A 12720-nucleotide genomic window follows, 5' to 3' on the forward strand; every position below is an offset into this window, starting at 1 on the left:
CGGTCACGCCTCGCGTGCTGCGACCGGCAGAATATCTTGCCAATGCTGTTCCAGCCACTCGTCGCACGCGGGGCGCGCCGCCGGGCCAAAGACGATCGTCCACTCGGACGGAATGGCGCGGAAATCCGGCCACAAACTGTATTGTTGTTGTACGTTGCGCAGCACCAGGCTGCGCTGCTGTTGATCATCGAACGGATTCAGGCTTTCCACCATGTGTTCCTCGTGCCGTGGCCGTCGCCGATGCCGGATAAGCGGTGGCGAAAGCGGAAGCCCATACCGCCTGCAGCCCATCGGTCAGGCCGCTGCGCCAACACAACGCGTCGTGCCCGCCTTCCACCACCCGGTAGTGCACCCGATGGCCGGCGTCGCTCAGGCGTGCCGCCATTTCGCCGCTGACCCGATGCACCAGCTTTTCCTGCGAACCGGCTTCCATAAAGACCTTCAGCGCGCCGTGGTTGCCCAGGCCGTGCCGTTCTACCTGCTGCATCAGCCAGCAGGCGTCGTCGGGAATGCTCGGCAGCTGCAGCATGTCGCGCCGCGGCCACCAGTAGGAGCCGGACTGGGTGATCACCGCGCCGAAGCGCTGCGGCCAACGCAGCCCGGCGTACAGAGAAGCCAGGCCGCCAAAGCTTTGCCCCGCCACCACCGTATCGGCCGGCTTGTCGCTGTGCGGCGCCCAGTCGGCCAGCTGTGGCATCAGTTCTTCCTGCACCGCCAGCCAGAAATCGTCCTTGCAGGTTAATTCTCGCGCCCGGTGCGGCAGATCGATGATGTCGATCAGCACATACACCGCTTCCGGCAACGCCCCCTCGCGGGTCAGCTGCATCAGCGGCTCCCAAACCGGCATCTGCTTCGCCCAGAACTGGCCGTCGAGCAGGATCGCGAGCGGGCGCTCGGCCGGCTTGCTGTCGCCGGTGGTGTAGATCCAGACGTCGCGGCTGTTGCCCAAGCGTTCGCTCTGCCAGGTATGGCGCTGCAAACGCGCCGGCAGTGGCGGCGTGCAGCGCCCGCTGGCGATCTCATACTCGTCGAACGAGCGCCATACCGGCTGCGGTGGCGCATCCGGCATGTGCAGACCGGAGACGCTGTGGCCGCTGGCGCTTTGCCAGGAGCGATAAGGGTTGAGCAGATCGGGGGTAGCGCTGGCGAACACCTGGTGCCACCAGTGACGCAGGTTGTGCATGTTGGCGTGCGCATCGTCGCCGCTGAACGCCGGCGGCCGTTCGTCAAAGCAGGGGATAAAGCAGTAGCTGCCGCGCCAGGCGCCGCTCAGCTCGGTCTGCCAGTACCACACGTCGGTACCGGCCAAGCGCTGCAGGCTTTGCGGCGGATTCGGCTGATGATGGTCGGTCAGGCAGTTAATGTTGATCCACACGCGACGGTAGGCGGAGGTCAATTCGCATCCCTGAGGATCGCGCCAGAAGAAGGTGGTGCGCCACCGGCCGTTACCCGCCGGTTCTACCCATGGCGTACCGCGTCGTGCCACCGTCAACCACCACCCTGGACTGCCCGCATTGCTGCTGGCCAATAATCTGCTGCTTTCTGACTGTAGTTCTGTATTCACAACGCCTACCCATTTTGTAGTTGGCGGCACCGGGAACGTCGACTTTTCCCTATCGCCGGCCACCGCCCGAACGCACTGTACGCCAAATACTATTGATAATAATTTGCATTTGCAATAGTGTGTAAGGCTTGGAGATCGTGCTGGTATTGCGCGCAACGGACAGGGATCGGGGATACATCAATGGCATCCCTTGCCGCAGCCGATTTTCTATTTCGACTACACAAAAACTACAACCGCCCTTCCCCCCATTCGGCGAGGGATGGCAGCAAGGTAGGACACTCAGATGAAAAGCAAGCTATCACGTTATTCTTTAGCCACTCTTATCGGCTTGGGATTGGGCGCGTCCGCGTTCGCCAACGCCGCGCAGCAGACCGACACCACCACCACGGAAGAGAACAGCGGCGCCACGGAGAAAAAGCCGCGCGGCGAAGACACCATCGTCGTGACCGCCGCCCGGCAGAACCTGCAGGCGCCGGGGGTGTCCACCATCACCGCCGACGAGATCAAAAAACGCCCGCCGGCGCGCGACATCAGCGAACTGATCCGCACCATGCCCGGGGTTAACCTGACCGGCAACTCCACCAGCGGCCAGCGCGGCAACAATCGCCAGATCGATATCCGCGGCATGGGCCCGGAAAACACCCTGATTCTGATCGACGGCAAACCGGCCTCCAGCCGCAACTCGGTGCGTCAGGGCTGGCGCGGCGAGCGCGACTCGCGCGGCGATACCGCTTGGGTGCCGCCGGAAATGATCGAGCGCATCGAAGTGCTGCGCGGCCCTGCCGCAGCGCGCTACGGCAACGGCGCCGCGGGCGGCGTGGTCAACATCATCACCAAGAAGGCCGGCGATGCGCTGCACGGCTCGCTGAACGGTTACTTCAACGTGCCGCAGCACAAGCAGGAAGGCGCCACCAAGCGCACCGACTTCAGCCTGTCCGGCCCGCTGAGCGACACCCTGAGCTTCCGCCTGTTCGGCGGCTACAGCAAAACGCAGGCCGACGCCTGGGACATTAACGAATCGCATAAATCCGAACGCGTCGGCGCCTACGCCAACAGCGTCCCGGCCGGGCGCGAGGGGGTGGTCGATAAAAACATCGACGCCTTGCTGCACTGGGATTTCGCCCATCTGCAGTCATTGGAGTTCGAGTACGCCTATGGCCGCCAGGGCAACCTGTACGCCGGCGATACCCAGAACACCAACACCAACGCCCTGGTGCAGAGCAACTACGGCAAAGAGACCAACCGCATCTACCGTGAAACCTTCGGCCTGACCCACCGCGGCGCCTGGGACAACGGCGTGAGCACCAACAACTACATGCAGTTCGAACGCACCCGCAACACCCGCCTGAACGAGGGCTTGGCCGGCGGCACCGAAGGCATCTTCGACACCAAAAACACCGGTTTCGGCACCACCAAGCTGGACGACTTCCTGGCGCACAGCGAAGTCAGCGTGCCGTTTGAGCTGGGCGTCGCGCAAACCGCCACGCTGGGCACCGAGTGGACCCAGCAGCGGATGAAAGACGGCACCTCCACCAGCCAAACGCTGATGGGCGGCACCATTCCCGGCATGACGACCGGTACGCGCAGCCCTTACGCTTCCGCGCATATCTTCTCGCTGTTCGCCGAAGACAACATTGAACTGACCGACACCACCATGCTGACGCCGGGTCTGCGCTACGATCTGCATTCGGAATCCGGCAACAACTGGAGCCCGGCGCTGAACCTGTCGCAGGAACTGGGCGACTACTTCACGCTGAAGATGGGCATCGCGCGTTCCTATAAAGCCCCGACCCTGTTCCAGACCAACGGCAACTATCTGCTGTACAGCAAAGGCCAGGGATGCGCCGGTAGCGATACCAGAAACGGCTGCTACCTGCTCGGCAACGACGATCTGAAGGCGGAAACCAGCGTCAACAAAGAGATCGGGCTGGAGTTCCATAACGACGGCTGGCTGGCCGGCGTGACCTACTTCCGCAACGATTATCACAACAAGATCGAAGCGGGCAACTCGCGCATCGCCACCAGCAGCACCGGCACGGCGGTCTATCAGTGGGAAAACGTACCGAAAGCGGTGGTGCAGGGGCTGGAGGGCTCATTGAACGTGCCGGTCAGCGAGACCGTCACCTGGAGCAACAACGCCACCTACATGATCGAGAACAAGAACAAGACCACCGGCGATTACCTGTCGGTGATCCCGAAGTTTACCGTCAACTCGACCCTCAGCTGGCAGGCCACGCAGGATCTGTCGATGCAGTCCACTCTGACCTGGTACGGCCGTCAGAAGCCGAAGAAGTACAACTACCAGGGTAAACCGGCCACCGGCGGCGAAACCCGTGAGGTTAGCCCTTACGCCGTCGTCGGCGCCAGCGCGACCTATGACCTGACCAAAAACGTCAGCCTCACCGCCGGCATCGACAACCTGTTCGACAAACGCCAGTTCCGCGCCGGCAACGCGCAGAACGTGGGCGATCCGAACACCGGCGCGATCAACATCGCCGGCGCGGGCGCGGCTACCTACAACGAACCGGGCCGTACCTATTACATGAGCATCAACACCCACTTCTGATGACATGTTCCAACGACAAAGGGCGCCGCGGCGCCCTTTTTTTATATTTATATTCAGCTAGTTGGAATGCAGTTGAATACGCACCACGCTTTCCGGCTTGCCGGCCTTGGTGGAAGCGCCGTCGTTTTTCACCGTCACGAACAGCGCGTCACCTTTCGGATCCAGCGCCAGGCTGTTAGGGTGCGGCGGCAAATCCACGGTCTGCAGACGCTTGAGCGTTTTGGCGTCAAACACCGTTAGCGTCCCGGCGCCGTGATCCACGCGTACCCCTTTGCGGTTGGCGACATACAGCCGCTGGCTGCGCTCGTCGAGCAACAGGCCGATCGGCACCTCATCCGTCAGCTCGCTGGCCAGCACCTTGCCGCTGTCCGCATCCAGCGCAAATACCCGGTGGCCGCTGCTGCGCTTCACGTAGTCGTGCCCCAGATGATGGTTGCGGTAGTCGTCGCGATCGATGCCCTGATCGACGCCCAGCAGGCGATTTCCCGCCGGGTCATACACCAGGTTCAGCAGCTGATCGGCCTGCACTTCGTGCGTGGCGGTGATCGCCAGCGTGTCGGCGTTCAGGGTGATCACCTGCCCCTGCATGTTGGAAACGAATACCCGACGGCCCTTCTCATCCAGCGTGATGCCCACCGCGTTGTAACCGAAGCCCGGGATCACTTTCTCCAGCTTGCCGGCCTTGGTATCGACCACGTACAGCACGCTGTCGACGCCGAAACCCAGGCCCGGCAGGAACAGACGGCCGCTTTGCGCGTCATACTTGATCTCGCGGAGACGATACAGGTAGTCCTCGGTGATTTTAAACTTCTTCAGCTCCGCCAACAGGAAATCCAGACGCTTGCCGCTGATGCCCGCCTGCTTGTAAGCCTGCTCCAGCACCGCCTTGTCCAGCAGCTTGATGCTGCCCAGCGCGTGGTTGGTGGTGGTGTCCACCACCCCGACTTCGCCGTTGAAGGCCTGCGTCAGGTACAGGCGATTGCCAGCGTCGTTCAGCGCCACGCCGAAGCCTTTCACCTGCAGCGGGATCTCCGCCTTGATCGCCAGGGTGTTGGGATCCAGCCGCAGCACGCGGGAGCGCGCCTCTTCCTTCCAATCCGGCGCGCTGACGAACAGCGCCTGTTGCGAGGTGCTGTAGGCCATCTCCACCACCGTCGACGACAGCGCCTGGCGCTTGATGTCTTGCGGTTTGATGCCGGCATCGTCGGCCTGCGCGGCGCCGGCGACCACCAGAGAGGCCGCCACCAGCAGCGACAGTAACGCGCGCGGGGTTGCTAGGGTTCCAGACATCCTTTTATCTCCTTGAAAATCATGCTTTCGGTTAGAGTGAAACAACGTCATGCCTGCGGCCCGGGCGGCAGCGCCGCCAGAGCGATATCGCCAGCGATGTGCTGCGCAAACTGGGTAAAGACGTGCTGAACGCCGTCGGCGATCAGATTGGCCTGCTCCCGGCTGTAGTGATCCTGGCGGTAGGTCATCATCACCCGCAGGGATTTCGCCCCCGCCAGATCGTCTTCCATCACCTCAAACTGCAGGCCGAGCAACGATTCGGCTTTCTCCGGCTCCACCTGACGGTAGGCGATCGCGCTGCCGTCCTGCAGCCGGAACTCGCCGTTCAGCTTGATGCGGCTGTGGATCTGGATAAACACTTCGAACATGTGGTTCTTGCGGTCGGCGTCCACGCCGAACAGCCCTTCCTCCACCAGATCGATCGGAATGTCAGTGTACGGCAGCGAGCCATTGATGGTGTTTTTCACCTGGCTGACCAATCCGGACACCGTCAGCCCCTCGTCGAAGCGCACGCGGTGCACCACCACGGTGGTGAAATAGCCGACGGTATCGAAGAACTCGGCGTCGTTACGGCCGGAAGTCGAGGTGCCCACCAGCAGATCCGCCGGGCCGCCCAGCAGGCGCAGCGCCGAGGTAATCCCGGCATACACCACGTTGAACAGCGACGCGTTGTTGCGGCGGGCAAGCTGATACAGGCCTTCCGCCACGGCAGGATCGACCTCGAACTCCAGCCAGCCGCCGTTGACGTCCGCCGGCGCCGGCACCGCCGGGTGGGTGGACGCTTCTTGCCGGAAGATCGGCTGGCCGACCGGCGCGCCGCGCAGCGCATCGAGCCAGTAGTCCAGATGTTGCTGCTGCACTCCCGAAGCCCGCTGTTGCCGGGCGAAGGTATGGAACTGCGGCGGCTGCCCGCTCCACTGCGGCGCCTGGCCGACGACGCGATGGCGATAGGCGACGCCCAACTCGTCCATCATCAGGTTGAGCGACCATTCATCCAGCACCACATGGTGGAACAGCAGCGACAGCAGCTGTTGGCCGTTGTCCGCATCGCGCAGCAGCGTGGCGCGCAGCGGCAGCTCGGCGGCCAGATCGAACCGATGCTGGCCGGCGTCGGCCAACAGGGCGGCGGCATTACCCGCCGGCGTCTCGTGGGAGAAGCGGAACCACTGATAATCAGGCAATTCTGCGGCCGGCACCACGACCTGCACCACCTCCCCCTGCTGCTCGACGAAGCGTGAACGCAGCACGGTATGACGAGTCATGACGTCGATAAACGCCTGATGCAGCGCCGTTTCATCCACCGCATCGAAGAAGCGCAGAGAGAACGGCAGGTTGAAAATCTCGTCATGGCCGAAGGCTTCATACACCTTCCACAGCGATTCCTGTGCCAGCGACAGCGGCGCCTGTGCCCGATCATGATCGTCGGCGATGGCTAGCGCGGCATTCGGCTGCGCAACGTTCAGACGTTTGGCATAGCCCGCCAACCCGCGCGCCGTCGGATGGCTGAACAAATCGTTAATGTTGATTTCGATCTGATGCAGGCTCAGCAAGCGGCCAATCACCCGGGTAGCGACCAGCGAATGGCCGCCGCGATCGAAGAAGTCTTCATCCAGGGTCATTTCCGGGGCCACCAGCGCCTCACGAAACTCCTGCAAAATCAGCGGCGCAACGCTTTCGTCCGCGTCGCCGTTCGCCGCCGGCGCGGCCATCGCCGGGGAAGCCGCCGGCAATGCGACGGTAATTCGCTGCCCGGCCAGGAACGCGCTGAACTGCTCCAGCAGGAAAGGCGCCGCGTGCGGAGACAGGCGCGGGTCGGTGACCAGCTCCAGCGTCAGCGTTTCTGCCTCCGGCAAGCCCAACAGCAGCGCCAGTTCAAACGGCGTATGCAGCGGCGGCAGCAACAGGCGTTCGGCGTGAACGCCTTCCATGCGCCAGTCCGCAGCCAGATCGTCACGCCAGGCCACCAGCAGCTGCGCCCGCTGCGGATCCGGCTGTTCGGCCACGGTCTGTGCCAGCAGCCGCTGCCCGATGTCGCCCTCGCCATGCAGCACGGTCAGGCGCATCAGCGGTACCGCCGTCAGCCCCAGCTCCAGACCGATGCACTCCGCCGTCTCCGCCGTCGGCACGCACAGCTGCACGGCTTGCCCACCGGCCTGCGCGGCGACGAACTCGGCAAACCGCGCCGCTACCGCCGCCAGCAAGGCCCGCGGTGTGTCGTTGGCGGGTAACAGCGAACGCGCAATGCGCGTGACCACGCGCCCCCCCACCGGCGGCAAGGCTTCAGCACGCTGCGCCGGGCTGCGGTAATCCTGCAGCGAAACCGCCTGGCGCTTCCAGGGCAGTTGCGGCTCCGGGATTTCCGCCGGCTCGACCGGCTCCGCCACGAAAGACAGGGGCATCGCACCCCCGTTATAACGGGCGGACAGCATCGTCGGCAGGTGGCGCCACGGCAACGCTTCCGCCAGAATGTCATGCAATACCACGCCCAAAATCACGTCATCACCCGACGTGAGCAACAGCAGGCAGCGCAGCGGCGCTTCGCTTTCCAGTTCAAATGGCGCCGCCTGCGCTTGCAGCAGGCAACCCATGGCGTGTTGTTCATCCGCCACCTGACGCAGGCTCACCGGCAACGGCGCAGAATCGGCGGCGCGTTTAACCAGACCGTTTTCGTCATCAAAAACGTAACGCACGTTCACGCCCGGCGTTTCCCGCACCAGCGCCTGCAGCGCCGCCGCCAGCCGGGCGATATCCACGTCCCCCGTCAGGCGCCAGGCCAGCGCCCGCTGCCCGTGCGCACCGCCCTGCTGCAGATGGGCGAACCATGCTCGTTCTTCGGCTTCGCTTACCGGCCGATCGCCGTTCGCCGCCCCCGCGCCCAGCGCCTGAAACGCGCTCTCCAGCCGCTGGGCCTCTTCATCGCTCAGAATGCTGTCAAAATCACCGATCACTGCGTTATCTCCTTTGCCCGGCCATGCCGGGATAGCGCATAAAATGGGGGACATTCGTCCCCCGTCACCGCGATAGCGTTAGAAAGTCAGCTCAACCGCTGCGCCGACCAGGCGGCCTCGCTGGAGAGTCGCCGTGTAGATGTCGTTGCTTCTGACCATCTCGCGGCGGTCGGAATCAAACAGGTTTTTCGCATACAGCGTGGCGCGACCGTAGTCGAAGGTGTAAGCCAACTGGGCGTTGGCCGTCCAATAAGAGCCGATGCGCCCGCGCGAGTCGTTGTCGTATTGCGAATAGTAGGAGTCGGTAAACGCCACGTTGCTGCTCAGCTCCCATCCTTTCAGGAACTGATATTTGGCGCCCATGTTGGCGGTGTAAGCCGGTGCGCGCGCCAGCTCATGCCCTTCCACGCCGCTGCCCGAGAACTTCTTGATGTCGGTTTTCAACAGGCCGAGGTTGCCGAACAGTTCGAAGTCCCAGCGCGGCTGCCAGGTGGCGCCGATTTCCGCGCCGTAGGTTTCCACCTTGTCGGCGTTGCGGATCACGCTGGAGTTCTCACCCAGCGAGTACGGAAGCTGCATGTCTTTGTAATCGTTGTAGAAGATGTTACCTGTCAGCACCACGTTGGCGTCTTTCAGGTGATGGCGGGTGTACAACTCGTAGTTCCAGACATACTCAGAACCGTAGGTGTAGCTGACCACCGGCGTGCCGATCGTGATGCCGCCGCCGCCGGCGTTATAGCCGCGGGCGATCTTGGCGCCGTAGGTTTGGGTATCCGTCGGTTTCCAGGCCACGTCCAGCTTCGGCAGGAACACGGTGTAGGTTTCATCGAAATCGATGCGCACCGCCTGGCTGCCGCCGTCGCGGCGACGGTGTTCGCGCTCCAGGCGGCTGGCGGCGGTCACGTCCACCTGCGGCGTCAGCGCATAGGTCAGCTCGGCGAACGCCGAATGGGTATCGGTTTTATCTTTGAAGGTCGATCCGCCGAAGATGTTGACGAACTCATCCTGCGTGCCGTGGAAGTAACGCAGCCCCGCCAGCCCATGCAGGCGGCTGTCCGCTCCGCCGAAGCGCACCACCGGCTCCACGTGAACTTCCTGGCCGTCGATCTCGGCGTATTGGATGTTGTAAGCGGTCGGACGGTTGATGTTGAAATCGGTATAGATAACGCGGTTTTCAAACGTCAGCGCATCGGAGGCCTCCCAGGCCAGATCCCAGATGGTGCTGTTCATGTTGCTTTTGAACACAGCGCGGCGCGGATCGTGGCGCGGGTTGGTCGGATGCGGCTGCGGGTTGAGGCTTTCGTTCTGCGGCGCGGTGCTGCCAAAGTGGTTAAAGGTCAGCTTGGTGGTCAGATCGCGCAGGCCGGCCGGGTTAAACAACAGCTTGGCGCGGGCGGTGGTGGCCTCCACTTCGCGCGGATCGCCCACCGGCGCATAGGCCGGCAGATCGGCTTCGCTACGGCGGCGCTGGCGATCGACGCTGACGCGGAACGCCAGCTGATCTTCCACCAGCGGGCCGGACGCCATGGCGGCCAGCTGTGAAGAGTGCTGGTTGCCGGCCCCGCCCTTGAACGCGCTTTCCCATTCGAAGGTCGGATCTTTACTGGCCATGACGATGGCGCCGGCGATGGCGTTGCGCCCCTGGATGTAGCTTTGCGGGCCGAGGAACACTTCGACGCGATCCAGATCCCACAGCGACTGCGGACCGAACGCCTGTTCGTTATACGTCAGCGAACGGCCGTCCAATGACAGATTGAGGCGCGGGCGGGTGCCGCTGAGGAAAGCGTTGGCGCCGACGTTCGGGCCGGAACCGTCGATACCGCGCACGGTCGGCAGTTCGTTGCCGATGCCCAGATCCACCACGTTGGGGGTCATGCGCAGCAGATCGGGGATCTGCACCGCATCGGGCATCGAGGCGATGCGGTTGCTGTCGAACACCTGCACGCTGGAGCCGGTGTCGAAAATGGAACGTTTGATCTTCTCACCGGTAACCAGCAGCGTTTCCGCGTCCTGGTAGGTTTCGTTGCTCTTCGTTTCCGCCGCGTTGACGTTACCGATCGCCAGTGAACAAACCCCTAAAAATACGGAGGAAAATGCCCCAAGGGCTTTCATCCCCGCCTTTTCCCCGTTTCCTACGCTTTCATGCCGTTGAGCCGCAAAATGCTTGCCCATAGATGTTTTCTCCTTTCATCCCAGAGGTGCACAAAATTTGATTTTTTTTACACAACCTACATCGACACTCACACAGACCATGACGCTGCGGCCTTCCCGGCCTTGCTGTTGCTTATCCCTGCGGCGAACCCATGTCTTTCGCGGCCGAACGGGCGCGGCCCCGTCCACAGCCAAGCCGCCGGCGAAGCGGCCGGCAGCTTGTATAAAAACGTAAAATAGTGTTAAGAATGATAATATTTTGCATTTTTTAATGCAAATCATTATCAACAATGGTGTGAGGCCGGGCGTGTTCGCCGCCAGAAACCCTTATATTTTTGCAGGAAAAACAAGCGCTGCAATAACAAGCAATCATTTCAATGCTAAGAATAATATAGATAAATTATTCACAGCCAACGCCCTGCCGGCCCGGCATCGCTAAAACCCCTTATAGATAGCACCTCTGCGCCAAATGAATCAAATAATAATAATTTTCATTCCTATTAACATTTGGATATATTCTTGCAGTCTCGTTAGCTGAATCAAAATGGATACCCGATGAAAGCTTTGACCACGATGCAGGCCGCCTATTGGGTAGGCCGACAGTCCGCTCCTCCTCTCGGCGGCATGGCCGCCCACCTGTATGCGGAATTCGACAGCGGCGAGCTGAACATCGCCCGGCTGCGCCAGGCCGTCGAGGCGCTGTATCTGCGCCATCCGCTGTTACGCCTGCGCATTACCGACGATGGCAGGCAGACGATCGCACCTCCCGGCCCCCGGCATACTTTGCATCTCGACGACTGGCGACATGCCGATGAAGCGACGCTGGCGGCCGCGCTCGCCGCCAAGCGCCAGGCGAAAAGCACCCAGTTGCTGCCGCTGGAACAGGGCGTTCCCTGCGATATCAGCCTGAGCCTGTTGCCGGCGGGACGCAGCCGCCTGCATGTCGATCTCGACATGATCGCCGGCGATGCCATGAGCTTTCGCCTGTTGATGGAAGATCTGACGGCGTTTTATCACCAGTGCCCGCCGGCCCCTGCCCATGACGCGCCGCCGGCCTACTTCGACCACCTCGAACGACGCGACGCCGACGCGGCGCTGCGCCAACGGCGCGAACGCGGCCAGCGTTGGTGGCGTGAACGCCTGGCGCAGATGCCGCCGGCGCCGCGCCTGCTGCGCACGCCGGACCGCTGCCGCAGCGATCGTTTGGCCATACAGTTGAATGCAGAAGAAAGCCGCGCGCTGGAAAACGTCGCGAAACGGCATCACACCTCTCTCTCGACGCTGTTTCTGGCGCTGTTCGCGCTGGCCGTCGGCCAGGGTTGGAACATGACACGCTTCCGGCTCAACGTGCCGCTGTTCCACCGCGAGAGCGAACGGGAAGACGCACATCGCCTCATCGGCGATTTCTCTAACCTGGTGCTGCTCGGCGTGGAACTGAACCCGACGGAAAACCTGAACGCCTTCTGCCGGCGCCTGATGACGCAGCTGGCTGAGCTGATCGAGCATGCGGATTACCCCGGCGTCAGCGTGATGCGCGATCTGTCGCGCCTGCACGGCAGCCTGCAACCTTCGCCGGTGGTGTTTACCGCCGGTTTCGGCATCCGCGGCAAAACGCTGTTTTCCGAACGGGTCACCGACACCTTCGGCCGTCTCGGCTGGGTGATCTCTCAGGGGCCGCAGGTGGCGCTGGATGCGCAGGTCGCCCATGTCGACGACGGTATTCTGATCAACTGGGACGTGCGGCTGGACGCGTTCCCCGAGCAGGTGCTGCCGCGCCTGCTGGCCTGTTACCGGGCGCTGCTGCACCTGGCCGCGCGGCAAGCGGGGGCGTTCGATCGCCCGCTGTCGCAGCTGCTGGCGCAATGCACGCCCGACGCGCTGGCGCAGCAGGCGCCGGTGCGCCAGGTGCTGCACCGGCTGCTGGCGCGGGTGGCTCCCGAGGCCGACTTGCGCGACAACGACGATATCCGCCGGTTGGCCTTGCCGGATGCCGGGGTGAACGCGCTGCTGACAGTGCTCAACAAGTATCTGGCGGCGGCGCTGACGGCGCAGGATCTGACGGCGCATCCCTCCCCGGCTGCGCTGGCGGCGTTGATCTGCCAACGGTCGCCCGAGGCAGGAAAGCATGCGAAAACGCTGCTCGCCGCGCTGGCGCCGCAGCACTGAGATCGGTTTCCGGGCGCACGGCGCCCGGCTCGTTT

General features: G+C 62.9%; 7 protein-coding genes. 2 read left to right on the top strand and 5 right to left on the bottom strand.

Annotated features, from left to right (window positions below):
* Positions 1 to 3: 3 nt before the first annotated feature.
* Together CRO23_RS22295 and fes are read right to left on the bottom strand one after the other, a co-directional pair.
* Entirely contained in the window at positions 4 to 210 is a 207-nt protein-coding gene (locus CRO23_RS22295) for an MbtH family protein (protein WP_028127805.1), read from the bottom strand.
* Positions 185 to 1564 carry an enterochelin esterase gene (gene fes, locus CRO23_RS22300; RefSeq protein WP_079449972.1) on the bottom strand — a complete coding sequence of 460 codons (1380 nt, stop codon included), beginning with the start codon at positions 1562 to 1564 and terminating at the stop codon, positions 185 to 187. Before fes ends, CRO23_RS22295 begins: the two co-directional genes overlap by 26 nt.
* A 283-nt stretch (positions 1565 to 1847) precedes the next feature.
* On the opposite strand from fes, the gene CRO23_RS22305 reads away from it, so the two are divergent.
* A complete protein-coding gene (locus CRO23_RS22305) occupies positions 1848 to 4130 on the top strand; it encodes a TonB-dependent siderophore receptor (RefSeq protein WP_097102949.1) in 2283 nt (760 codons plus the stop codon).
* 57 nt (positions 4131 to 4187) lie between these two features.
* On the opposite strand, the gene CRO23_RS22310 is transcribed toward CRO23_RS22305, so the two are convergent.
* The 3 genes from CRO23_RS22310 to CRO23_RS22320 all read right to left on the bottom strand — a co-directional run bounded on the left by CRO23_RS22310 (position 4188) and on the right by CRO23_RS22320 (position 10540).
* Positions 4188 to 5420 carry a YncE family protein gene (locus CRO23_RS22310; protein ID WP_016929407.1) on the bottom strand — a complete coding sequence of 411 codons (1233 nt, stop codon included), beginning with the start codon at positions 5418 to 5420 and terminating at the stop codon, positions 4188 to 4190.
* 47 nt (positions 5421 to 5467) lie between these two features.
* A complete protein-coding gene (locus tag CRO23_RS22315; RefSeq protein ID WP_097102951.1) occupies positions 5468 to 8368 on the bottom strand; it encodes a condensation domain-containing protein in 2901 nt (966 codons plus the stop codon).
* Between the two features lie 78 nt (positions 8369 to 8446).
* A complete protein-coding gene (locus CRO23_RS22320) occupies positions 8447 to 10540 on the bottom strand; it encodes a TonB-dependent receptor (RefSeq protein WP_016929409.1) in 2094 nt (697 codons plus the stop codon).
* Between the two features lie 534 nt (positions 10541 to 11074).
* Here CRO23_RS22320 and CRO23_RS22325 point away from each other — a divergent pair.
* Positions 11075 to 12685, top strand: coding sequence for a condensation domain-containing protein (locus CRO23_RS22325; protein ID WP_097102953.1), 1611 nt, complete (start codon positions 11075 to 11077; stop codon positions 12683 to 12685).
* Positions 12686 to 12720: the final 35 nt, after the last annotated feature.

It is taken from the genome of Serratia sp. JKS296 (genome assembly GCF_900215445.1).
GTDB classification, from domain to species: Bacteria; Pseudomonadota; Gammaproteobacteria; order Enterobacterales; family Enterobacteriaceae; genus Serratia; species Serratia marcescens.

What these genes read in the sequence shown, in the direction of transcription:
- CRO23_RS22320 (WP_016929409.1), bottom strand. Translation starts at nt 10,540, where the DNA reads ATGGGCAAGCATTTTGCGGCTCAACGGCATGAAAGCGTAGGAAACGGG.
- CRO23_RS22305 (WP_097102949.1), top strand. Translation starts at nt 1,848, where the DNA reads ATGAAAAGCAAGCTATCACGTTATTCTTTAGCCACTCTTATCGGCTTG.
- CRO23_RS22310 (WP_016929407.1), bottom strand. Translation starts at nt 5,420, where the DNA reads ATGTCTGGAACCCTAGCAACCCCGCGCGCGTTACTGTCGCTGCTGGTG.
- CRO23_RS22325 (WP_097102953.1), top strand. Translation starts at nt 11,075, where the DNA reads ATGAAAGCTTTGACCACGATGCAGGCCGCCTATTGGGTAGGCCGACAG.